At 72.8% G+C, this 23,216-nt stretch carries 19 protein-coding genes; 11 read left to right on the top strand and 8 right to left on the bottom strand.

Translation table 11 applies throughout. The features are described from left to right. Positions 1–8 precede the first annotated feature (8 nt). A complete protein-coding gene (locus tag ACFCZ1_RS24100) occupies positions 9–2,180 on the top strand; it encodes a 3-hydroxyacyl-CoA dehydrogenase NAD-binding domain-containing protein (RefSeq protein ID WP_376680341.1) in 2,172 nt (723 codons plus the stop codon). A gap of 223 nt (positions 2,181–2,403) precedes the next feature. Here the strand turns inward: ACFCZ1_RS24100 and ACFCZ1_RS24095 are convergent, their stop codons facing one another. Then, positions 2,404–3,132: a MerR family transcriptional regulator gene (locus ACFCZ1_RS24095; protein ID WP_376680340.1), complete on the bottom strand. Its 729-nt coding sequence runs from the start codon at positions 3,130–3,132 to the stop codon at positions 2,404–2,406. A gap of 94 nt (positions 3,133–3,226) precedes the next feature. On the opposite strand from ACFCZ1_RS24095, the gene ACFCZ1_RS24090 reads away from it, so the two are divergent. Beyond that, on the top strand, positions 3,227–5,068 hold the full coding sequence (locus ACFCZ1_RS24090; RefSeq protein ID WP_376680339.1) for an AMP-dependent synthetase/ligase: 1,842 nt from the start codon (positions 3,227–3,229) through the stop codon (positions 5,066–5,068). Between the two features lie 73 nt (positions 5,069–5,141). Here ACFCZ1_RS24090 and sph read toward each other — a convergent pair whose 3' ends face one another. Further along, a complete protein-coding gene (gene sph / locus ACFCZ1_RS24085) occupies positions 5,142–6,146 on the bottom strand; it encodes a sphingomyelin phosphodiesterase (RefSeq protein WP_376680338.1) in 1,005 nt (334 codons plus the stop codon). A gap of 202 nt (positions 6,147–6,348) precedes the next feature. On the opposite strand from sph, the gene ACFCZ1_RS24080 reads away from it, so the two are divergent. Then, positions 6,349–7,275: an oxygenase MpaB family protein gene (locus tag ACFCZ1_RS24080; RefSeq protein ID WP_376680337.1), complete on the top strand. Its 927-nt coding sequence runs from the start codon at positions 6,349–6,351 to the stop codon at positions 7,273–7,275. 6 nt (positions 7,276–7,281) lie between these two features. Here the strand turns inward: ACFCZ1_RS24080 and ACFCZ1_RS24075 are convergent, their stop codons facing one another. Continuing rightward, entirely contained in the window at positions 7,282–8,808 is a 1,527-nt protein-coding gene (locus ACFCZ1_RS24075) for a M1 family metallopeptidase (protein ID WP_376680336.1), read from the bottom strand. Between the two features lie 589 nt (positions 8,809–9,397). On the opposite strand from ACFCZ1_RS24075, the gene ACFCZ1_RS24070 reads away from it, so the two are divergent. From ACFCZ1_RS24070 to ACFCZ1_RS24050, 5 genes are all read left to right on the top strand, one after another. Beyond that, on the top strand, positions 9,398–10,261 hold the full coding sequence (locus ACFCZ1_RS24070; RefSeq protein ID WP_376680335.1) for a hypothetical protein: 864 nt from the start codon (positions 9,398–9,400) through the stop codon (positions 10,259–10,261). A 94-nt stretch (positions 10,262–10,355) separates the two neighbouring features. Then, on the top strand, positions 10,356–12,788 hold the full coding sequence (locus ACFCZ1_RS24065; RefSeq protein ID WP_376680334.1) for a Tex family protein: 2,433 nt from the start codon (positions 10,356–10,358) through the stop codon (positions 12,786–12,788). A gap of 321 nt (positions 12,789–13,109) precedes the next feature. Further along, positions 13,110–13,550 carry a hypothetical protein gene (locus tag ACFCZ1_RS24060; protein ID WP_376680333.1) on the top strand — a complete coding sequence of 147 codons (441 nt, stop codon included), beginning with the start codon at positions 13,110–13,112 and terminating at the stop codon, positions 13,548–13,550. Then, positions 13,540–14,736 (top strand): MAB_1171c family putative transporter, encoded by a 1,197-nt coding sequence (locus tag ACFCZ1_RS24055; protein ID WP_376680332.1) that lies wholly within the window; start codon positions 13,540–13,542, stop codon positions 14,734–14,736. The genes ACFCZ1_RS24060 and ACFCZ1_RS24055 overlap by 11 nt, the downstream gene beginning before the upstream one ends. Then, on the top strand, positions 14,733–15,518 hold the full coding sequence (locus ACFCZ1_RS24050; RefSeq protein ID WP_376680331.1) for an SDR family NAD(P)-dependent oxidoreductase: 786 nt from the start codon (positions 14,733–14,735) through the stop codon (positions 15,516–15,518). Before ACFCZ1_RS24055 ends, ACFCZ1_RS24050 begins: the two co-directional genes overlap by 4 nt. A 73-nt stretch (positions 15,519–15,591) precedes the next feature. Here the strand turns inward: ACFCZ1_RS24050 and ACFCZ1_RS24045 are convergent, their stop codons facing one another. Next, positions 15,592–15,870, bottom strand: coding sequence for a hypothetical protein (locus tag ACFCZ1_RS24045; RefSeq protein WP_376680330.1), 279 nt, complete (start codon positions 15,868–15,870; stop codon positions 15,592–15,594). A gap of 484 nt (positions 15,871–16,354) precedes the next feature. Next, complete coding sequence (locus ACFCZ1_RS24040; protein WP_376680329.1) at positions 16,355–17,992, bottom strand: ABC-F family ATP-binding cassette domain-containing protein; 1,638 nt, start codon at positions 17,990–17,992, stop codon at positions 16,355–16,357. 104 nt (positions 17,993–18,096) lie between these two features. Between ACFCZ1_RS24040 and ACFCZ1_RS24035 the strand changes: the two genes are divergently transcribed. Beyond that, positions 18,097–19,053 carry a GlxA family transcriptional regulator gene (locus ACFCZ1_RS24035; protein WP_376680328.1) on the top strand — a complete coding sequence of 319 codons (957 nt, stop codon included), beginning with the start codon at positions 18,097–18,099 and terminating at the stop codon, positions 19,051–19,053. A gap of 134 nt (positions 19,054–19,187) precedes the next feature. Further along, entirely contained in the window at positions 19,188–19,814 is a 627-nt protein-coding gene (locus ACFCZ1_RS24030) for a DJ-1/PfpI family protein (protein WP_376680327.1), read from the top strand. A gap of 3 nt (positions 19,815–19,817) precedes the next feature. On the opposite strand, the gene ACFCZ1_RS24025 is transcribed toward ACFCZ1_RS24030, so the two are convergent. Beyond that, entirely contained in the window at positions 19,818–20,606 is a 789-nt protein-coding gene (locus ACFCZ1_RS24025) for an enoyl-CoA hydratase/isomerase family protein (protein ID WP_376680326.1), read from the bottom strand. A 303-nt stretch (positions 20,607–20,909) separates the two neighbouring features. On the opposite strand from ACFCZ1_RS24025, the gene ACFCZ1_RS24020 reads away from it, so the two are divergent. Then, positions 20,910–21,434 carry an ATP-binding protein gene (locus ACFCZ1_RS24020; RefSeq protein WP_376680357.1) on the top strand — a complete coding sequence of 175 codons (525 nt, stop codon included), beginning with the start codon at positions 20,910–20,912 and terminating at the stop codon, positions 21,432–21,434. A 28-nt stretch (positions 21,435–21,462) separates the two neighbouring features. Here ACFCZ1_RS24020 and idi read toward each other — a convergent pair whose 3' ends face one another. Both idi and ACFCZ1_RS24010 read right to left on the bottom strand, forming a co-directional pair. After that, positions 21,463–22,062: an isopentenyl-diphosphate Delta-isomerase gene (idi, locus tag ACFCZ1_RS24015; RefSeq protein ID WP_376680325.1), complete on the bottom strand. Its 600-nt coding sequence runs from the start codon at positions 22,060–22,062 to the stop codon at positions 21,463–21,465. 298 nt (positions 22,063–22,360) lie between these two features. Then, positions 22,361–23,161 (bottom strand): SAM-dependent methyltransferase, encoded by an 801-nt coding sequence (locus ACFCZ1_RS24010; protein WP_376680324.1) that lies wholly within the window; start codon positions 23,159–23,161, stop codon positions 22,361–22,363. Positions 23,162–23,216 lie beyond the last annotated feature (55 nt).

The raw sequence follows: 23,216 nt of genomic DNA, 5'->3' as shown, positions 1-23,216 counted from the left end.
CAGTGACCATGAGCGAGTCCACCACGATCCGCTGGGAACAGGACGAGACCGGCGTCGTCACCCTGATCCTCGACGACCCCGACCAGTCCGCGAACACCATGAACCAGGCCTTCAAGGACTCCATCGCAGGCGTAGCCGACCGCGCCGAGGCCGAGAAGGACTCCATCCGCGGCATCATCTACACCTCCGCCAAGAAGACCTTCTTCGCGGGCGGCGACCTCAAGGACATGATCCGGCTGCGCCCCGAACACGCGCAGCTGGCCTTCGACACCGGCACCGCCATCAAGCACTCGCTGCGCCGCATCGAGACCCTCGGCAAGCCCGTCGTCGCCGCCATCAACGGCGCGGCCCTGGGCGGCGGTTACGAGATCTGCCTGGCCTCCCACCACCGCGTCGCACTCGACGCCCCCGGCTCCAAGATCGGCCTGCCCGAGGTCACCCTCGGCCTGCTCCCGGCCGGCGGCGGTGTCACCCGTACCGTGCGCCTCATGGGCATCGCCGACGCGCTGCTCAAGGTCCTGCTGCAGGGCACCCAGTACAGCCCCCAGCGCGCCCTGGACAACGGCCTGGTGCACGAACTGGCCGCCACCCCCGAGGAGATGCTCGCCAAGGCCCGCGCCTTCATCGACGCGAACCCCGAGTCGAAGCAGCCCTGGGACGTACCCGGCTACCGGATCCCCGGCGGCACGCCGTCGAACCCGAAGTTCGCCGCCAACCTCCCCGCGTTCCCGGCCAGCTTGAAGAAGCAGCTGAACGGGGCCCCGTACCCGGCGCCGCGCAACATCCTGGCCTGCGCCGTCGAGGGCTCCCAGGTGGACTTCGAGACCGCTCTGACCATCGAGGCCCGCTACTTCACCGAGCTGGTCACCGGGCAGACCGCCAAGAACATGATCCAGGCGTTCTTCTTCGACCTCCAGGCCGTCAACGCCGGCCGCAGCCGTCCGCAGGGCGTCGAACCCCGCAAGGTCCGCAAGGTCGCCGTCCTCGGCGCGGGCATGATGGGCGCGGGCATCGCCTACTCCTGCGCCCGCGCGGGCATCGAGGTGGTGCTCAAGGACGTCAGCGCCGAGGCCGCGGCCAAGGGCAAGGCGTACTCCGAGAAGCTGCTCGACAAGGCGCTCTCGCGCGGCCGTACCACCGAGGCCCAGCGCGCCGAGCTGCTCGCCCGGATCACCCCGACCGCTTCGGTCACCGACCTGGCTGGCTGCGACGCCGTCATCGAGGCCGTCTTCGAGGACACCGCCCTCAAGCACAAGGTGTTCCAGGAGATCCAGGACGTCATCGCCCCCGACGCCCTGCTCTGCTCCAACACCTCCACGCTGCCGATCTCCGGACTCGCCGAGGGCGTGAAGCGGCCCGCCGACTTCATCGGACTCCACTTCTTCTCGCCCGTCGACAAGATGCCGCTGGTCGAGATCATCAAGGGCGCGCGGACCGGCGACGAGGCCATCGCCCGGGCCTTCGACCTGGTCCGCCAGATCAACAAGACCCCGATCGTGGTCAACGACTCGCGCGGCTTCTTCACCTCGCGCGTCATCGGCCAGTTCATCAACGAGGGCGTGGCCATGGTCGGCGAGGGCATCGAGCCCGCCTCCATCGAGCAGGCCGCGGCCCAGGCCGGGTACCCGGCCAAGGTGCTCTCGCTGATGGACGAGCTCACCCTCACCCTGCCGCGCAAGATCCGCAACGAGACCCGCAAGGCCTTCGAGGCCGAGGGCCGGGCGTGGGCCGAGCACCCCGCCGACACCGTCATCGACCGGATGGTCGACGACTTCGGCCGCCCTGGCCGCAGCGGCGGGGCCGGCTTCTACGAGTACGACGAGGCGGGCAAGCGCACCCGCATCTGGCCGGGCCTGCGCGAGCACTTCGCCAAGCCGGACGCCGACATCCCCTTCGAGGACATGAAGGAGCGGATGCTCTTCTCCGAGGCCCTGGACACCGTCCGCTGCCTCGACGAGGGCGTCCTCACCTCCATCGCCGACGCCAACATCGGCTCCATCATGGGCATCGGCTTCCCGGCCTGGACCGGCGGCGTGATCCAGTACATCAACGGCTACGAGGGCGGCCTGCCCGGCTTCGTCGCCCGGGCCCGCGAACTCGCCACTGCGTACGGCGAGCGCTTCACCCCGCCGGCCTCCCTCATCGCGAAGGCCGAGCGCGGCGAGACCTACACCGACTAGCGCGGCCACCGGGAAGGCCGGCCGGGTCACCCGCGGCCGGCCTTCCCCCGCGTCGCACGAGCCCACCGGGAGCAGGCCGGTGCGGGGCGCGCCGGCGTAGACCGAACGAGGCAGGACCGGCCCGCCCGGCGCGGAGATTCCCCTCCGGCGCACTCAGGACGGGCCGTTTCGCTTCCCCTCGGCCGCAGCCGGCCCCCGCGTCATCCGGGCCGGGCCGGCGTCCTCACTCCTCGCCCGAGACGAAGGCCGCCCGCAGTTCCTCCTTCAGCGACCGCTGAAAGGCCGTCACCAGCGCCTGCACCACCATCGGCTGCATGTGCGCGGACAGCGCCTTCATCGACTCCACCCGCTCCGGATCGCTCTCGCCCTGCGTGAACGGCCCCCACACCTCGTCCCGGAACAGCGCCGTCAGCTCGTGCGCCGCCGACCTGGTGTGCTCCACCAGCACCTTGCGCGCAGCCAGGATCGTCTCGTGCGCGATCGGCACGTCCAGCAGCGCGACCCCCAGCCGCAACAGCCCCACGTCCACGCGGAATCCGTCCCCCGACACGGCGAGCACGTTCATCGCCGTCAGGCGCCGCACGTCCGCGTCCGACAGGGTCCGCCCCGCCCGCTTCTCCAGCTCGTCCCGCGAGACGTCCTGCGCCGAATCCGGGGCCCAACTGGCCACCAGCGCACGGTGGATCGCCAGATCGTGCGCGTTCAGATCGTCCGGCAGCGCGTCCAGGTAGCGCTGGCAGGCCGACAGCGTCATGCCCTGGTGCTGCAACTCCTCGATGAGCGCCAGCCGGGAGAGGTGCTCCGGGCCGTAGTGGCCCACGCGGCGGGGGCCGATCGAGGGAGGGGGCAAAAGCCCGCGCGTGCTGTAGAACCGTACGGTACGGACGGTGACGCCTGCCCTGGCCGCCAGCTCGTCGACGGTGAGCATCGGCCCGGGTGCCTGGTCGGCCATCGTCTGCGCCTCGCTCTCTGCTCCACATGCTCCACAGCTTGGGTTCAACAGTATTGCTGTCGCACCAACGATGTGAAACGGCCAGGAGCTGCCCATGACCACGAACCTGCGACTGCCCGGACGACCCGAGGAGCTCACCCTCCCCTCCCTGCTGGCCCGCAACGCCGCCGAGTACGGGGACCTGCCCGCCCTCTCCTGGCGGGCCGGCCCCGAAGCCGCCCAGTGGACCACCCTCACCTGGCGCGAGGTACGCCGCCAGACCGCCGTCCTCGCCTCCGGCTACGCCGCCCTCGGCGTCGAGCGCGGGGACCACGTCCTGCTGATGATGGGCAACCGCCCCGAGCACTGGCTCAGCGATCTCGCCCTCGTCCACCTCGGCGCCGTCCCCGTCACCGTGTACGGGACCTCCGCACCCGAGCAGATCGCCCACATCGCCCGCCACAGCCGGGCCAGGGTCGCCGTCGTCGAGGGGGCCCGGGAGCTCGCCCGGTGGGAGCCGCTGCTGACCGACGCCGGCGTGCCCCTGGAGCGGCTGGTCGTGGCGAACGCCGCCGAGGCGGGCCCGCACCGCACCTACGGATCCCTGTACGCGAGCGGGGCCCGGCTGCACCGCGCCGACGCCTTCGAGAAGGCCTGGCAGGACACCCGCCCCGAGGACCCGCTCACCGTCGTCTACACCTCCGGCACCACCGGCGACCCCAAGGGCGTCCGGCTCAGCCACCGCAACCTCATGCTCCAGGCGGTCCGCCTCGACCGGCACGTGGAACTGCCCGAGCACGCCGAGCACATCTGCTACCTGCCCTTCGCGCACATCGCCGAGCGGGTCCTCGGCATCTACCTGCCGCTGCTGCGGGCCGCCCACGTCCGGCTGTGCGCGGATCCCTCCGCCGTGTCCGGGGCGGTCCGGGAGCTGCGCCCGGTGCAGTTCTTCGGCGTGCCCCGCGTATGGGAGAAGCTCGCCGCCTCCGTCCGGGCCGTCCTCGCCCGGCTGCCGGAGGAGCAGCGCGCCGCCATCGAGGCGGCCAACGACCTCGCCCGCGCCCGGGCCGGGCACCGCGAGCGCGGGGAGGCGATACCGGCCGCGCTCGAAGCCTCGTACGCCACGGCGAAGGAGCGGGTACTGGACCCGCTGCTGGGCCTGGCGGGCCTGGACCGCCTCGTCTGGACGGCGAGTGCCACCGCGCCGATGCCGATCGACGTGGTCCGCTTCTGGGCGGGCTGGGGGATCACCATCATGGACGCCTGGGGGCTCACCGAGACCTCCGGCGTCTGCACGGTCAACAGCCCGCACGCCTTCCGGCTCGGCTCGGTGGGCCGGCCGATCGAGGGACTGGAGCTGAGGCTCGCCCACGACGGGGAGATCCTCACCCGCGGCGAGACCGTCTTCGGCGGCTATCTGCGGCCCGACGGCTCGGTGGAGAGCGCGGCCGACGCCGAGGGCTGGTTCCCGACCGGGGACATCGGCCGGCTCGACGAGGACGGGTTCCTCTGGCTGACCGACCGCAAGAAGGAACTGATCATCACGTCCACGGGCAAGAACGTCTCCCCGGCGCTGGTGGAGAACACCGTCAAGGAGCACCCGCTCATCGGGCAGGCCCTGGTCCACGGCGACGCCCGGTCCTACCTCGTCGCCCTGCTCGTCCTGGACCCGGAGCTGGCCCCGGCCTGGGCGGCCGCCCGGGGCATCGAGGCCGCTTCACTCGACGAGCTGGCCGAACACCCCGCCGTCCGGGAAGAGATCGCCCGCGCCGTCGAGGCGGCCAACGCGCGGCTCAACCGCACCGAGCAGATCAAGCGGTACCGGGTGCTGACCGAGGAGTGGGGCCCGGAGTCGGGCGAGCTCACCCCCTCGCTCAAGGTGCGCCGCCGAGTGGTCCGGGAGAAGTACGGCGCACTGATCGACGGCCTCTACGAGGCGCCGCACGAGGCTCCGTAACGCGGACGTCCCTCGTTCCGGTGGGCGGCACGCCGCTCACCGGAACGAGGGCCGATGCCGAAGAGGACAGGACTCAGCGGCCGATCAGCGGATAGTGGTCCGAAAGGTTGGTGTACGTGTAGGAGGTGCCCCAGCTGGAGACCGTCCAGGGCGCCGACTGCTCCTTGACGACGTTGTTCTCCCAGCCCGCCGGGCGGGCGTTGCCCTTGCGGTAGAGGACGTAGTCCAGGTCCTCGCGCGGGTCGGTCGGGTAGCGGTAGTTCGCTATCGAGTTGAGCGCGGTGTCGAAGGAGTACGGGTGGCCCGTACGCGTGTCGGAGGCCGCCAGGTCGGCGCCCGCGAGCATGGAGGCGAGCTCCGGCGTGCGCGAGTCGACGTTCATGTCGCCCGCCACGATGACCTGCTCGTCCGCCGGGATGTTCTTGCCGTCCAGGAACGCGTCGATGGTGCGGAACTGGCGGGCGCGCATCTCCGCGGCCTCGCCCGCGCCGCAGCCCGGGTCGGTGGACTGCGCGTGGGTGCCGACCACGTGCACCTTGGCGCCGTTCACGTTCAGCACGACGTAGGCGAAGCCCTTGTTCGACCACCAGTCCGCGCCGCAGGCGTCCTTGTAGACGACCTGCTCCTTGCGGACGATGGGCCACTTGCTGAGGATCGTGACGCCGCCGTCCTCCGGGGTGGTGGAGGAGTACGCGCCTCCCGTGGCGTCCCAGCCGGTCTTGCTGCGGCCGACGACCGGGGTCTGGTACGGGTACTGGGCCGCCGAGTTGGCCTTCAGCGCGTCGGAGGCGCCGTTGTCGAAGGCCTCCTGGAGCACGACCACGTCGTGGCCCTGGTAGAAGGCCGCCTTGGGGATCTCCGCGGCCCGGTGGTCCTGGCCCCAGTTCGGGTACAGGTTCTTGCTCATCAGGAAGACGTTGTACGACAGGACGCTCAGCCGCGGGGCGGCGGCGACCGCAGCGGTGGAGGAGGGTGCGGCCGTGGCGGCGGGCGCGGTGGTGGCGGCGAGCGCGCCGGCGGCGACCGCGGCGACGGCAGCGGCGGCGGCCCGGTTGCGGCGGTTCGGGGTGTGCTGCATGGGGGTCTCCATCATTCCTGCGGGGGAAGATCGGCTCCGCCATCCAAGCAGCCGCGGTTACCTCTGGGTAACACCCGTGACAAGACTTTCTGTCCGGGCCACGACAACGTGGGGACGCCGGTGGAAACGGAGCTGATCCGTCCTTCGCGGAGGGTCCCTCATACTGGGAGAACAGCGAGGTCTACAGCCTGGGGGCAGACTCATGAGCACGACGGAGCACCCCGCGGGGCACGCTGCCGGGCATCCCGTGAACGGGACGGCGCGCCGTACGGCCGGGGGCCGTACCGACCCAGAGCCGCCCCCGCCCGGCGGTGTGCTGTGGACCACCGCCGGGGACATCCGGTCCCTGCTGACGCTGCCCGCCGCCTTCACCCTCCAGGTCGCCCACCCCGCGGTCGGGGCCGGGGTCGACCAGTACTCGGTCTTCCGCACCGACCCCTGGGGGCGCGGCGAGCGCTCGCTGCGCTCCGTCCAGCTGTGGGTGTACGGCGGGGACGAAGCCGCGGCCGAGGGTCGCAGGGTCCGCCGCCTGCACCGGGAGATCCAGGGCACCGACACCCGGGGGCGCCGCTACCACTCCCTCGACCCGGCCTGCTACGCCTGGGTGCACGCCACCGGATTCCCCGTCGCCCTGTACTCCGGGCGCTACCTGTTCCGCCGCATGAGCCCGGCCCACGAGCGGCAGCTCTACCGGGAGTGGCTCCAGGTGGGCCGGATACTCGGCCTCCGCGACCGGGACATGCCGCAGACCGTCGAGGAGTTCTGGCCGTACTACCGCCGGATGCTGGCCGAGGAGATCGAACCGACCGCGGTCGCCCGCGAGCTGGTCGCCACCGATGTGCCGCTGCCCCGCCCCGAGGGCGGCCCGCTGCCGGTGCGGCTGCTGCTGCGGCTCACCTGGCCCGTGCTGCGGGTGGGTTTCCTGCGCCTGCGGGCCTTCGTCACCGTCGGCTACATGCCGCCCGACGCGCGCGCCGCCATCGGTCTGGAGTGGAGCCCCGCCCAGGAGCGCAGGCTCCGGCGGTTCAGCACGGCCGTACGGCTCCTCGTACCGCTGCTCCCCGAACGGCTGCGGTACCTGCCCGTGGCGCGGGCGGCGCGGGCCCGATGGCGCGCCGCCGCCCGCTGACGGGACTCAGTGCCCGTTCTCGTGCCCGCGGTCGTGGATCGTGTTCGTCTCCGCGATCTTCTTCCAGGACTTCGGCTCCGTCTTCGGCGCCGGGGCCGAGAGGGAACGGGCCGTGGCGGTCGGCGCCGCGGGGTTCAGGGCCGAGGCGTCCGGCTTGCCGGGGGTGTACAGCCAGGTGTCGAAGAGCTGGGCCAGCGGGCGGCCCGAGACCTTCTCCGCGTAGGCGACGAAGTCCGAGACCTTGGCGTTGCCGTAGGCGCGCTCGGCCGGCCAGCCCCCCAGGATCTGGAAGAACTTCTCGTCGCCGATGTGGTTGCGCAGCGCCTGCAGGGCGATCCCGCCACGGTCGTACACGGCACCGTGGAACTGGTTCTCCGGACCGGGGTCACCGGGCTTGACCTGCCAGAACGGGTCCTCGGCCGGGCGCGTGGAATAGGCCCAGTCGGCGAGCTCCCGGGCGGTGCCCTCGCCCTCCTTCTCCGACCACAGCCACTGGCTGTAGCGGGCGAAGCCCTCGTTGATCCAGATGTCCTTCCAGCCCTCCACGGACACGCTGTCGCCGTACCACTGGTGGGCCAGCTCGTGCACGACCACCGAGACGTTCGCCCCGTTCTGGAACTGGCGCGGGCCGTAGAACGGCCGCGTCTGGGTCTCCAGCGCGAATCCGGCGGTCACGTTCGGCACGTAGCCGCCCAGCGCGTTGAAGGGGTACGGACCGAAGACCCCCTCCAGCCACTCGGCGACCTCGGCGGTCCGCTCCACGCTCGCGCGCGCCGCGCCCGCGTTGTCGCCGAGGTCCTTGCTGTAGGCGTTGAGGACCGGCAGGCCGCTCGCCGTCTTGTCGGTGGTGATGTCGAACTTGCCGACCGCCAGGGTGGCGAGGTACGTGGCCTGCGGCTTGTTGGAACGCCAGTTGTACCGGGTCCAGCCGAGCCGCGAAGTCTGCGACTGGAGCACGCCGTTGCTGATCGCCTGGGTGCCGTCGGGGACGTTGACCGAGACGTCGAAGGTGGCCTTGTCGAGCGGGTGGTCGTTGCTCGGGAACCACCAGACCGCCGAGTCGGGCTCCTGGGCCGCCACACCGCCGTCGGGCGTGCGCTGCCAGGCCGTCCAGCCGTCCACCTTCAGCTCGGAGGGCTTGCCCGCGTACTTGACGACGACGGTCAGCGCGGTGTTGCGCGCCAGCGGCTTGGCCGGGGTGACCTCCAGCTCCTGGGTCCCGGAGGTGGCGAACTTCGCCTTGGCCCCGTTGACGCGGACCTCGCTGACCTGGAGGCCGAAGTCGAGGTTGAAACGGGACAGGTCCTGCTTGGCGGTGGCGAGGAGGGTGGCGGTGCCTTCGAGCAGGTCCGTCTTCGGCTGGTACTGCAGGCGCAGGTCGTAGTGCGACACGTCGTATCCGCCGTTGCCGCTGGCCGGGTAGTAGGGATCGCCGATACCCGGGGCGCCCGGGCCCGAACTCGCCGCCGACGCCGGGATCACCAGCAGCAAGGAAGCGGCGAGCACGCTCGGGGCGATGACTTTGCGGTGCACGAATGGCTCCAAGTGGTAGGGGAGACAGATCGGTTCACAGAGTGGTTCAAGGCCTTGTCGCTCGACCGTATTCATCCGTGACGCCCCACGTCATGTCCATGGCCCCCGCTGTCACACGATCGCCATCCGGCCGTCACGGGCTCCGGGACGGAGCGGCGAAGGCGCCCGGCGCACCGGGCGCCGGATACGTCCCGGCGGCGGCCCGGTGCTGCCGTGCCAGGGCCCGTGGCCTGCGGCGCAGCCGGCGGCTCAGGGCGCCGCCGGTGCACGCGCGACCGGTGCCGAGGGGCGCGCCGAGGGCGGGGAACACCCCTCCGGGAAGCCCCCTCCGGGCCTTCGGATCGGCCGGATCCGGCCGGATGGACCGCGGGAGGAAGGCCCGGGAAGAAGAGGGCCGCCTCGGGGGTCGAGGAGATCGGCCGGTGCGCCTCCCGCGCCTGGTCCGCGTTTCCGGGCGCCGGTGTGGCAGGGGGACGGAAGGCGGGAGGACCAGGGGTCGGCAGGCGGGAGGACCAGGGGGCCGGCGGGGCCGGCCGCATCCGGAGCGAGAGGCTGGCTGGCATACCGAACAGTCGGTAACCTGCCGTCCATGACCCTTCCCCCGCTCGCCGCCCGGCACTGCTGGCACGCCGCGATCAATCCGCTGCACTCCACCGTCTACTTCTCGCCGGACACCACCAAGGAGTTCGCCGGCCTCGGGATCACCCACCCCCTCGCCGTCAACCTCGCCCACCGGTCCGCCGCCATGGGCGCCGTCGGGGCGGGCACGGTGACCGCCACGTTCTACAACTACCGCCACGACCACGTCGCCCGGCACCTCCCGGCCGTCTGGGACACCACCACGCCCGAACAGGCCCTCGCCGCCCGGCTGCGCGCCGCCGACGCCACCCTGCGCCGACTGCTGGGCGCCGAGACCATCGAGTCGCCCGAGCTCGCCGAGGCCGCCGACCTGGCCATACGCGCCACCGAGGGCTGCACCCGGCACGCGCGTCCCCTCTACTCGGCCCACGCCGACCTCCCCGTACCCGAGGAACCGCACCTGCGCCTGTGGCACGCCACCACCCTGCTGCGCGAGCACCGCGGCGACGGTCACCTCGCCGCCCTGCTCACCTTGGACCTGGACCCGCTGGAGGCCCTGGTCAGCCACACCGCCACCGGCAAGGGCATGACCCCGAAGTGGATCAAGTCCATCCGCGGCTGGGAGCAGTCCGACCTGGACGCCGCGGCCGCCCGGCTGCGCGGACGCGGTGTGCTCGACGCCGACGGGGCGCTGACCGAGGAGGGCGCCGCCCTGCGCGAGCGGCTGGAGACCGAGACCGACCGCCTCGACGCCGCCCCCTACGAACTCCTCGGCGCGGCCGGCCTGGCCCGGCTGGCGGAACTCGGCAGCGCCTTGGTGATGAAGGCCGTCATGGCCGGAGCCTTCCCGGCGGACCTGCGCGGCAAGGCCTGACCGGCCGCGCTCTGGCGGGCTTACCGCCCCTTGTCACGGCCACCTGCCACAATTGGCAGCCTTCCAGTGCAAACGAAGGCAGGCGGGACCGATCGTGACGACGTCCATCGAAGGCAGGATCGCCGAGGAACTCGGCGTACGGGAGCGGCAGGTCAAGGCCGCCGTCGAGCTGCTCGACGGCGGCTCCACCGTTCCGTTCATCGCGCGCTACCGCAAGGAAGCGACCGAGATGCTCGACGACGCCCAGCTGCGCACCCTCGAGGAGCGGCTGCGGTATCTGCGCGAGCTGGAGGACCGGCGCTCCGCGATCCTGGACTCCGTGCGGGAGCAGGGCAAGCTCGACGCCGAGCTGGAGGCGCGGATCAACGCCGCCGACACCAAGGCCCGGCTGGAGGACATCTACCTGCCCTTCAAGCCCAAGCGCCGCACCAAGGCGCAGATCGCCCGCGAGGCCGGTCTGGAGCCGCTCGCCGAGGGCCTGCTCGCGGACCCGTCCGTGGAACCGGCCGCCGCCGCTGCCGCGTTCGTGGACGCAGACAAGGGCGTCGCCGACCCGGCCGCGGCCCTGGAGGGCGCCCGCGCCATCCTCACCGAGCGGTTCGCCGAGGACGCCGACCTGATCGGCGAACTGCGCGAGCGCATGTGGGGCCGCGGCCGGCTCGCCGCGAAGGTCCGTGAGGGCAAGGAGGAGGCGGGCGCCAAGTTCGCCGACTACTTCGACTTCGCCGAGCCGTTCACCGCGCTGCCCTCGCACCGCGTCCTCGCGATGCTGCGCGGCGAGAAGGAGGACGTCCTCGACCTCACCCTGGAACCGGAGGAGCCGGGCGAGACCCCCGGCCCGTCCACGTACGAGGGGATGGTCGCCCGCCGCTTCGGCATCGCCGACCGCAACCGCCCCGGCGACAAGTGGCTGGCCGACACGGTCCGCTGGGCCTGGCGCACGAAGATCCAGGTGCACCTCGGCATCGACCTGCGGACCCGGCTGCGCGCCGCCGCCGAGGACGAGGCCGTACGGGTCTTCGCCGCGAACCTGCGCGACCTGCTGCTCGCCGCCCCCGCCGGCACCCGCGCGACGCTCGGCCTGGACCCGGGCTTCCGTACCGGCGTGAAGGTCGCGGTCGTGGACGCCACCGGCAAGGTCGTGGCCACGGACGTGATCTACCCGCACGTGCCGGCCAACAAGTGGGACGAGTCCCTCGCCAAGCTCGCCCGGCTCGCCGGGGAGCACGCGGTCGAGCTGGTCGCCATCGGCAACGGCACGGCCTCCCGTGAGACCGACAAGCTCGCCGGGGACCTCATCACCCGTCACCCCGAACTGAAGCTCACCAAGGTGATGGTCTCGGAGGCCGGTGCCTCCGTCTACTCGGCGTCCGCCTTCGCCTCGCAGGAACTGCCCGGCATGGACGTGTCGCTGCGCGGCGCGGTCTCCATCGCCCGCCGCCTGCAGGACCCGCTCGCCGAACTGGTCAAGATCGACCCGAAGTCGATCGGCGTGGGCCAGTACCAGCACGACCTGTCCGAGGTGAAGCTCTCCCGCTCGCTCGACGCGGTGGTCGAGGACTGCGTGAACGGCGTCGGCGTGGACGTCAACACCGCCTCCGCGCCGCTCCTCTCGCGCGTGTCGGGCATCAGCGGCTCGCTCGCCGAGAACATCGTCTCCCACCGCGACGCCAACGGCCCCTTCCGCAGCCGCAAGGGGCTCAAGGACGTGGCCCGGCTGGGCCCGAAGGCGTACGAGCAGTGCGCGGGCTTCCTGCGGATCCGCGGCGGGGACGACCCGCTCGACGCCTCGGCCGTGCACCCCGAGGCCTACCCGGTGGTCCGGGCGATGGGCAAGACGGCGGGCGGCGAGGTGGCGGCCCTGATCGGCAACACCGGCGTGCTGCGCTCGCTGCGCCCGGACCAGTTCGTCACCGAGGCCTTCGGCCTGCCGACCGTCACCGACATCCTGCGCGAGCTGGAGAAGCCCGGCCGTGACCCGCGTCCCGCCTTCAAGACGGCGACCTTCAAGGAGGGCGTGGAGAAGATCGGCGACCTGGCCCCCGGGATGATCCTGGAAGGCGTGGTCACCAATGTGGCCGCCTTCGGCGCCTTCATCGACATCGGCGTCCACCAGGACGGCCTGGCGCACGTCTCGGCGCTGTCGAAGACCTTCGTCAAGGACCCCCGGGACGTGGTCAAGCCGGGCGACATCGTCCGGGTGAAGGTCATGGAGGTGGACATCCCGCGCAAGCGGATCTCGCTGACCCTGCGGCTGGAGGACGAGGCGGACCGTTCCGCCGGTGCGCCCCGGCAGCGCGAGGACCGGCAGGAGCGGCGGAGCGGCGGCCGTCCGCCGCAGCAGCGCGGCGCCGCGGGCACCCGCGACGTCGCGGGCAGGAACCAGGACCGCCGTGGCCAGGGCCAGGGAGGCGGCCAGGGCCAGCGGCAGGGCGGCGCCTCCGGCCCCGCGCCCGCCAACAGCGCGATGGCCGACGCCCTGCGCCGCGCCGGCCTCACCGGGCCCGAGGAGCGCCGCAAGCGGTGACCGCAGGCTTGCAGCCACCCGGGCGCGTGAGGTCTTCGTACACGTTGGCCGAATAGGTCCCTCACCGGGGGACCTGCCTTGCCAACTCCCGTGCAAGATCTGTAGGCATGGTGGAACGCCCGTTCGTCACCCGGCGGACGGGCCTCCGCATTTCCCCTCAGGACCGCATTCCCCGAGGCCGCCTTGAAGGCACAGGACACCATGCCCATGCCCGCACACGCCTACCGACGCTGCCCGAGAAAGGGTCCGAAGAGGGATCACATGCCCCACCGGCAACTCAGCCTGCGCAAACGGTGCGAGAACATTCTCAGCCATCTGGAATTGACCCACCCGTTTTCCCTCGACGCGCTGTGCGACCGGATGGCCGAGCGGCGCGGCCGCCCCATCCGGCTCCACCCGTTGCCCAAGGAGGCCGCGGAGTCCGGCGTCTGCGGCCTGTGGGTCGGCACCGCCAGCGTCGACTACGTCTTCTACGAGGCGCAGACCACCCCGCTCCACCGGGAGCACATCGTGCTCCACGAGCTCGGCCACATCCTCTTCGGCCACCACTCGCTGGAGGGCGAGGAAACCGGCGCAGGCGCCCCCACCGTGCTCGGGCGCACCAACTACACCACCCGCCAGGAACAGGAGGCGGAGATGCTCGCGAGCATGATCCGCATCCGCACGGCGAACGCAGGCCCGCAGCCGGCCCCCAGGGCCCGGGGCACGCTGGCCCGGCTGGAGTCCGCCATGGGCTACGGGTGGGGCCACGATGGCAGCTGACCTGACCGCCTTCGGCAACTGGCTGTCGGTTCCCAGCGTGGTGTTCCTGTGGATCGCGGTCCTCCTGCGGGCCCCGGGCGCCCTGCGCTCCCGGCAGCAGCGCGGCCTGTGGCTGGCCGTCGCCACCGCCGCCGCCGCGATGACCCTGAACCTCCCCGACGTCGTGGCCTACGCGATGAGCCGCGAGGCTTCCTACGCCCACACCATCGGCCTCGTACGCAACCTCATCGGCGTCCTCTCCGCCGGCGCGGTCCTGTACTTCGTGGCCGCCGCCACCGGCCGCGGCCGGCTCCAGCTCGCCTCCTGGGCCGCCACGGCGGGCTGGCTCACCGCGCTGGTCGCCCTGGACCTGGCCGCGCCCGCGCACGGCACGCACACCATGCCGCCGGTCGGCGACCCGGTGCCCTCCCTCGCCTACTGGCTGGTGCTGATCTCCGCGCACCTGGCCGCCAACACCATCTGCGTCTCCCTGTGCTGGCGCTACAGCCGCCGCACCGAGAGCCGGGGGCTGGCCGCCGGGCTGCGCCTGTTCGGCCTCGGGACCGCCCTCGCCGGCCTGTTCTGGCTCGCGTACCTGCTCAAGGCACTGTTCGGCAGCACCTGGGCGATGCCGGCCCTGCCGCTGATGATGAACGTGCACGGCCTGCTGCGCGCCGCGGGCATCCTCGTGCCGACGCTGTTCACCTTCCGCCGCACCGCCGCCGACATCGTCACCGCGTGGCGGCTGTGGCCGCTGTGGCGCGACCTGGTCCACGCCGTCCCGCACGTGGCCCTGAACAAGCCCCGGGCCGGGCGGGTGGTCGAGCTGCTGTGGCCGCCGGTCCCGCGCAACCTGCTGGTGTACCGCAAGGTCATCGAGACGCGCGACGCGATCCTGATCCTCGGGGAGTACGTCTCCCCGGGAGCCCTGGAACTCGCCCGCGGCCAGGTCGCCGGCCGCGGGGTCCCCGAGCAGCGGCGCACCGCGGCCGCGCTGGCCTCCGTACTGAAGGAGGCGCGGCGGACGAAACTCGACGGACTGCCCGGTCAGCCGGGCGAGGCGGCCGGTCTGGAGCTGACCGCCGCGATCCAGACCTCCGACGAGGGCGGGGACCTGGCGGACGAGGCCCGCTTCCTCGTCGACGTCGCCGAGGAGTACACCGCACACCGTGGCGTGGCCGACCCCCGGGAAGTGAAACCGTCTTGACCACCGTACTGATCACCGGGGCCAGCGCCGGACTGGGCGCGGCCTTCGCCCGGGGCTTCGCCGCCAAGGGCTGCCGCCTGGTCCTCGTGGCCCGCGACAAGGACAGGCTGCAGTCCCTCGCGCGGGACCTGGGACGGGAGTTCGGCACGGCGGCCGAGGTGTTGCCCGCCGACCTGCTGGACGAGGCGGACCGCGCCGCGGTCGCCGAGCGGCTCGCCGACCGGGCCCGGCCCGTGGACGTCCTGGTCAACAACGCGGGCTTCGGGCTGCCCGCACCCTTCCCGTACAACCCGGTCGAGGACGAGGAGCGGATGCTCGACCTGCTGGTCAAGGTCCCGCTCCGGCTCACCCACGCCGTGCTGCCGGGCCTGCGCGAGCGCCGCCGGGGTGCGGTGGTCAACGTCTCCTCGGTGGCCGGACTGCTGCCGACCGGCACGTACGGGGCCGCGAAGGCCTGGATCACGGCGTTCAGCGAGTCGCTGCGGGTGGACATGGAACCGTACGGGGTCCGGGTGCTGGCGGTGGTCCCGGGCTTCACGCGCACCGAGTTCCAGGAACGCGCCGGGATGGACGTCAGCGCACTGCGCGAGGCGGTGTGGCTGGAACCGCGGGCCGTGGTGGACCAGGCCCTGCGGGACCTCGCCCTGCGCCGCCCGCTGAGCATCACGGGCCGCCGCTACAGGGCGTACGCGCTGGCGGTCCGCCATCTGCCGAGGGCCTTCGTGGCCCGCAGGATGGCCCGCACCCGGCGCGCCCCGGCAGACCGGCCGGACGACCGCTGAAGCCGCCGCGGCAGCCCGATGCGCGGCCCGGTGAAGGGTCCGCGCAGGGCCTGCTGTGAAAGGGGCGGATCAGTTACCAGTTGCCGTGCCCGTGTCCGTGTCCGTGGCCTCGGCCGTGTCCTCCGTAACCGTTGTCGTCGTCATCGTCGTCCCAGCCGCCGTGCCGCCAGCCGCTGTAGTGACCGCCCCAGTCGTCGTCATCGTCGCCGCAGCCGCCGCCGTTGACGTAGCTGACGGGCTGGGCCGGGGCTGCCGCCGAAGCGGTGCCCGCCGTGCCGAGGGCGGCCCCACCGGCCAGCAGGAGACCGGCAGCGGAGGCCACGAAGAGGCGCTTCGCTCGCTGTGCATGCATGGGTTTTCCCTTTCCTCCCGTCCCTCGCACACCTCTGCGGGGTATGAGGGGGGCGGAACCGCGACCGCCGTGAAGACGTGCAGCGCGGATCGGATACAGGGCCGCGGGAAGTGCGGAAACACACGTCCGGCCACGAGGGGCTCAGGCGCCACACGGGCCCGAAGCAGGCATGCGTCGCAGGCTCCACCCCAGACGACGCGAGACTCCGGCCATGGCGGCGTGCTCCGCGGTTGCGGCTCTCACCTACAAAGGCTAGTCGCGTACGCGCCGGTCGGCACCTCGAGACCTCATGGCGCCGCCGTCCGGCGCCACTTCGACGCAGGGCCCGGCTCGTGCGGTGACCGGCAGGGTCCACCGGGCGCGGCCCCCGGCACGGCACCGCGCCGCGTTGTCGGACCACGCCGGCAGGTCCGGTACGGGCCGCGGTCCTCCGCACCGCGATGCACCGAACGCCGCGACCCGGCACACCTTTGCGGCCGCAGCGTCAGAGCTCGGTGACCTTGCCGTCGCAGACCTGGAGGCGGCGGGTCACCGAGACGGCGTCCAGCATGCGGCGGTCGTGGGTGACCAGGAGGAGCGTGCCCTCGTACGCCTCCAGGGCCGACTCCAACTGCTCGATCGCCGGGAGGTCGAGGTGGTTGGTGGGCTCGTCCAGGACTAGCAGGTTCACGCCGCGGCCCTGGAGCAGGGCCAGGGCGGCGCGGGTGCGCTCGCCGGGGGAGAGGGTGGCCGCCGGGCGCAGGACGTGGGCCGCCTTGAGTCCGAACTTGGCCAGCAGGGTGCGGACTTCGGCCGGCTCGGTGTCCGGGACGGCCGCGCAGAAGGCCTCCAGCAGCGGCTCGTCGCCGAGGAACAGGCCGCGGGCCTGGTCCACCTCGCCGATCAGGACGCCGGAACCGAGGGTGGCGGAGCCGGAGTCCGGCACGAGCCGGCCGAGCAGGACGGCCAGCAGCGTGGACTTGCCCGCGCCGTTCGCCCCGGTGATCGCCACCCGGTCCGCCCAGTCGATCTGGAGGCTGGCCGGGCCCAGGCGGAAGTCCCCGCGCTTGACGGCGGCTTCGCGCAGGGTGGCGACCACGGAGCCGGAGCGCGGGGCCGCCGCGATCTCCATGCGCAGCTCCCACTCCTTGCGGGGCTCCTCGACGACCTCCAGCCGCTCGATCGCCCGTTGCGTCTGGCGGGCCTTGGCGGCCTGCTTCTCGCTCGACTCGCCGCGCAGGTTCTTGCCGATCTTGTCGTTGTCGCTCGCCTTGCGGCGGGCGTTGCGCACGCCCTTGTCCATCCAGTTGCGCTGCATCTGGGCCCGGCCCTCGAGGGCGGACTTCTTGCCCGCGAACTCCTCGTACTCCTCGCGTGCGTGGTCGCGGGCGCGCTCGCGCTCCTCCAGGTAGGCGTCGTAGCCGCCGCCGTAGAGGTTGATCTGCTGCTGGGCCAGGTCGAGTTCGAGGACCTTGGTGACCGTCCGCGCCAGGAACTCGCGGTCGTGGCTGATCACCACCGTGCCCGCGCGCAGCCCCTTGACGAACCGCTCCAGCCGCTCCAGACCGTCCAGGTCCAGGTCGTTGGTGGGCTCGTCGAGCAGGAAGACGTCGTAGCGGGACAGCAGCAGCGAGGCGAGGCCGGCGCGGGCGGCCTGGCCGCCGGAGAGCGCCGTCATGGGCAGGTCCAGGCCCACCGTGAGGCCGAGCTCGGCTGCGACCTCCTCGGCCCGCTCGTCGAGGTCGGCGCCGCCGAGGTCCAGCCACCGGTCCAGCGCCGTCGCGTACGCGTCGTCCGCGCCCGGGGTCCCGTCCACCAGGCCCTGCGTCGCCGCGTCGAGCTCCGCCTGCGCGGTGGCCACGCCCGTACGCCGCGCCAGGAAGTCCCGTACCGACTCCTCGGGCCGTCGCTCCGGCTCCTGCGGGAGGTGTCCGACGGCGGCGGTGGGCGGGGAGAGCCGCAGCTCACCGGTCTCGGGGGTGTCCAGCCCGGCGAGCAGGCGCAGCAGGGTGGACTTCCCGGCGCCGTTCACGCCGACCAGGCCGATGACGTCGCCGGGCGCGACGACGAGGTCGAGATCGGCGAAGAGCGTGCGCTCACCGTGCGCGGCGGTGAGCTTCTTGGCGACGAGGGTTGCAGTCATGATGGCCCGATCCTATCCGGGCGCGCACCGCCCCCAGGGGCATGGCCGGATAGGTGGGATGCACGGCATTGCGGCCACCGGGCTCCTCGTCACACCATGAGGCCATGTCGTTGCAAAACGTGCTCGTCGTCCTCTACGACGGGGTGCAGAGCCTTGACGTGACCGGGCCGGTCGAGGTGTTCGCCGCCGTGGACCGGTTTCCGGGCCGGACGGGCTACGCGATCCGGACCGTGTCTCCGGGCGGCACGCCGGTCCGCACGAGCAGCGGGCTGACCCTGGTACCGGACGGGGAGCTGGAGAGCGCCCGGCCGGGGAAGGGGACCACGCTGCTCGTGCCCGGCGGCCGCACCACGGCCGACTTCGAGCTCCGGCTCACCGACTGGCTGCGCGCTCACGGGGGTGGCGCGCGGCGGCTGGTGTCCGTGTGCACGGGCGGGCTGCTGCTGGCCGAGGCGGGTCTGCTGGACGGCCGGCGGGCGACGACGCACTGGTGCGTGTGCGAGCGGATGGCGCGGGACTACCCCGCCGTCACGGTGGAGCCGGATCCCATCTACGTACGGGACGGGCCCGTGGCCACCTCGGCCGGGGTCACGGCGGGCATCGACCTCGCGCTCGCCCTGGTGGAGGAGGACCACGGGCGGGACGTCGCGCTGACGATCGCCCGGCACCTGGTGGTGTTCCTGCGCAGGCCCGGCAACCAGGCGCAGTTCAGTGCGCAGCTGGAGGCGCAGACGGCGCGGCGGGAGCCGCTGCGGGACGTGCAGCAGTTCATCACCGAGCATCCGGGCGGGGACCTGAGCGTCGAGGCGCTGGCGGCCCGGGCCAGGCTGTCGCCGCGGCACTTCGCGCGCGCCTTCCAGGCGGAGACGGGTGTGACGCCGGGGCGGTACGTCGAGCGGGTGCGCGTCGAGCACGCGCGGCGCCTGCTGGAGGACAGCCGCGAAGGCGTCGCCCAGATATCCCGGGCGTGCGGCTACGGCACGCCCGAGGCGCTGCGCCGGGCCTTCGTGAAGACGCTCGGCCAGTCCCCGGCCGAGTACCGCCGCCGCTTCGGCGCCTGACCCCGCGTGCCCCGGACCCGGGTCCCGCGTACCCGGCGCAGCGCCCGGCCCGGGTACGGGCGCGCGCCCGGACAGACCCGCCGGCCCCACCGGGGACCGGCACCGACCGAACGACCGACCGCTCCGGAGGAGCCATGCAGATCGCCGTACTGCTCTACGACCGTTTCACCGCCCTCGACGCCATCGGGCCCTTCGACACGCTCGGCCGCCTCCAGGGCGCCGAGACCGTGTTCGTGTCCGAGCATCCCGGGCCCGTGCGGACCGACAACGGGTCTCTCGCCATCGTCGCCGACAAGGCGCTCCACGAGGTGACCCGGCCCGACATCGTCGTCGTGCCCGGCGGACCGCACCCCGAGGTCGAGATGAAGAATCCCGCCGTCCTCGACTGGCTGCGGGCGGTCGACGCCACCACCACCTGGACGACCTCCGTATGCACCGGCTCCCTGCTGCTGGCCGCCGCCGGGCTGCTCGACGGGCGGCGGGCCGCGAGCCACTGGCTGTTCCTGGACCAGCTGCAGCAGTTCGGGGCCGAGCCGACCGGGGAGCGGGTGGTGTCCGACGGGAAGTACGTCACCGCCGCGGGCGTCTCCGCCGGGATCGACATGGGCCTCACCCTGCTGGGCAGGATCGCCGGGGACGAGTACGCCCAGACCGTCCAGCTGATGACCGAGTACGACCCCCAGCCGCCCTACGACGCGGGCTCCCCGGCCAAGGCCCCGGCCGAGATCGTCGCGCGGATGCGGGCGGTCAGTCCCCTGTAGGGGTCAGTCCTCCGCGGGCAGGCCTCTGACGCGCCGGCTCTCGGCCGGCCAGCGGAAGTCGGGCGCCCGGCGCTCCAGGAACGCGGCGACGCCCTCCGCGGTGTCGCCGCTTCCGGCCGCCTGCGCGGCCCAGTACCCGTCGCGGTCCGTCCGTCCGTCCGCGAACTCCTTGGCCGCGCCCTGGGTGAGCTGCGAGCGCGAGACCAGTACGCGGGTGAACTCGGCCACCCGCTTGGCCAGTTGGCCCGCCGGGAGCAGCTCGTCGAGGAAGCCGGTCCGCAGCGCCCGGTCCGCGTCGATCAACTCTGCCGAGAAGAGCAGGTACTTGGCGGTGGCCGGCCCGACCAGGGCCGTCAGCCGCCTGGTGGAGGAGGCCGGGTAGACGATGCCCAGCTTCGCCGGGGTCACCCCGTACGACGACCCCTCCTCCGCGAACCGCAGGTCGCAGGCGGCGGCCAGCTGGCTGCCGCCGCCCACGCAGAACCCGCGGACGGCCGCCAGCGTCGGCTTCGGGAAGGCGGCCAGGGCCTCCTCCGCCGCGACGGCGAGTGCCTGCGGCTCGTCGTTCCCGGTCAGCGAGGAGATGTCCGCGCCCGCGCAGAAGGTCGGTCCCGCGCCGGTCAGGACGAGGACCCGTACGGCGGGGTCGGCCGCCAGTTCCGCGAGCAGCTCCGGCAGGGCACGCCACATCGCCACCGTCATGGCGTTCCGCTTGGCGGGGTGGGAGATGACGACGGTGGCGACCCCGTCGGTGACCGTGTGCAGGAGGGCTGCGTCCCGGGCTGCGTCCATGCGCCGGATGCTATCCCGGGCCTCCGGACGGGTGGCCGGGGGCCTTCGGCCGGGCGCATCGTGGACCTGGTCAGGCACGACGGGACGCCGGGGCGGATGCGGGCACGGCGGACGTGGGGCGCGAGACAGCCGGGAAACACCTCAAAGAAGATCAGGAACGGTCGAACAACTGACTCCGTCATACACCAACGGTCAAAATGTGTCCGAATCACGCTGACTTATGGTCAGCGGTCCGGCCCCGACCAGCCCGTTGCCCACTCTGGACGCGTGGAGACGATCGAGCGCGAAGACGGGGGACGGAAGATGGATGCCAGCGGGAACGTCCCGCCAGCCAGGGAGGGGGAGCCGGAGGCCCCGGCCGACCCCCTCGCGTACGAGGGAGTGTGGCGGTTCACCGCTCCCGCCGTAGAAGAATCCGTTCCGCAGGCCCGCCGCGCGGTCCGCGACCTCCTCGGGCGCCAGGGGGTGCCCGCCCGGCAGGACGTCGTGTACTCGCTGCTGCTGATCGTCTCCGAGCTGGTGACGAACTCGGTCCGGCACGCCGCCCTGCTCTCCCCGCAGGTCGCGGTCGAGGTCGCGATCGGGCGGGAATGGGTACGGGTGGCCGTCGAGGACAACCACCCGTACCGGCCCAAAGCGCTGGAGGCCGATTACGCCCAGACCGGCGGCCGGGGCCTGCTCCTGGTACGGGAGGTCACGCGGGAGGCGGGCGGGGTCTGCGACGTCGAGCACACCTCGACCGGCGGCAAGGTCATCTGGGCGGCTCTGCCGCTCACCGCACCGGCCGCCCCCGCCCCTGCTCCCGCCTCCGCGACCCCGGCCGGCTGACCGCGGTGCGGGCGCACCGGCGCAGGGGCTACCAGCCCGCGGCCTCGCCGGTCAGTTCACGGATCGCGGGCCGCGCCGCGTCCAGCACGGTCATGAACCAGGCCGAGAACGGCGCTTCGGCGTGCCGCTTCGCCAACTCCTCGGCGGTGACGAAGGCGGTGTCCCCGACCTCCTGCCCATCCGGCCGCAGAGCCGCCTGCGCGAGTCCCACGAACAGGTGGTTGAACTCCTGCTCCACCAGACCCGACGCCGGGTCCGGGTGGTTGTAGCGCACCGTCCCCGCCTCCGCGAGCAGCGAGGGCGACAGCCCCAGCTCCTCGTGGGTCCGCCGGGCCGCCGCCGCGAACGGCGACTCCCCGGGGTAGGGGTGACCGCAACAGGTGTTCGACCAGACGCCGGGGGAGTGGTACTTCCCGAGGGCCCGCTGCTGGATCAGCAGCCGCCCCTGCTCGTCGAAGAGGAACACGGAGAACGCCCGGTGCAGCTGCCCGGGCGCCTGGTGGGCGGAGAGTTTCTCCGCCGTGCCGATGGTGTTCCCGGACTCGTCGACCAGTTCGAGCATGATCGGTTCTTGGGTCCCGGTGCCGTTGGTCGCGCTGTTCGCGGCGGTGGCTGGTGTGGTCGGCATACCCATCCTTCGCTTCGGACTCGGCCTTCAGTCTGCCGTACAAAAGAGGCTTGTCCCCACTTCGGAGATCCGCGCATGTCCGCCCCCGCCGCGTGATATGCGGCGGGGGCGGACCGGTGCCCGGTACCTGATCGTGCCCGAGGGCGCGGGGACGGAACCGTTTGCGACCGGCGCCGTCACCGGGAGGAACCGGTGCGCGGGGCGGCCACGGGGTCCGCCTCCGGCGGGGTCGCGGGCCCCGCCGGACCGACCTCCCGTACGGCGGCCGGCCGGCCGCCGTACTCCGGCCCTACAGCCCTCAGGCGCCGCCGTCGTCCGCGGTCACCGGGCGCAGGACGTAGCCCGTGTACCCGTACTCGTGCCCGTGGCGGGCCCGGACGTCGAGCTCCTCGCGGGTGGCGGCCAGCGCGGCCGCCATGGCGGGGTTCTGGGCGGAACCGTCGAGGGAACGGATGCGGACCCGCTCGGCGAGCGGTCCGTAGTACCCGGCCCAGTCGGAGTCGGGCAGGCGGTGCACGCCGAGCACCCGGTACCCCGCGGCCCGCGCGGCCGCGACGGTGCCCGCGGTGGTGCGCAGCGGGCACTCCCGGTCCCAGAAGGCACGGGCGCCGGCGGACGGCTCCTCGACGGTCCACTCGCACTCGGTCAGCACGATCGTGCCGCCGGGGGCGAGCAGCCGCCGCCACCGCGCGAGCGCGGTGGCGAAGCCGATGACATAGGCCGAACCCTCCGCCCACACGAGGTCGAAGGAGCCGTCCTCGAACTCCTCGGAGGGCAGTGCGCCCATGTCCGCCCTGACGGTGCGGACGCGGTCGGCGAGCCCACGGGCCCCGGCGGCGGTACGGAGCTCTTCGAGGAAGGGCTCGTACAGGTCGACGGCGGTCACCTCGGCGCCGCCGGATCCGGGACGTCCCGCCTCGGCCGCGAGGAGCAGGGCGCTCGGGCCCGGGCCGCAGCCCAGGTCGAGGACGCGCGGCCGCTCGGGCAGCGGTCCGCACAGGGACAGCAGGTGCCGGGTGCTCGCGTCGGAACCCGGAGCCTGCCGGGGCAGGCCGCGGTGCAGAGTGAAGAAAGCCTCAATGAAGGTGGTGTCGGTCAACGTGAACCCTTGAACGGGGGCTCCGGCCGACGAGGCCGCTCAGCGCGTGCCGCGT

This window comes from Streptomyces sp. NPDC056224, from assembly GCF_042267665.1.
Taxonomy (GTDB): Bacteria; Actinomycetota; Actinomycetes; order Streptomycetales; family Streptomycetaceae; genus Streptomyces.
This window is presented reverse-complemented; position numbering and strand designations above follow the sequence as displayed.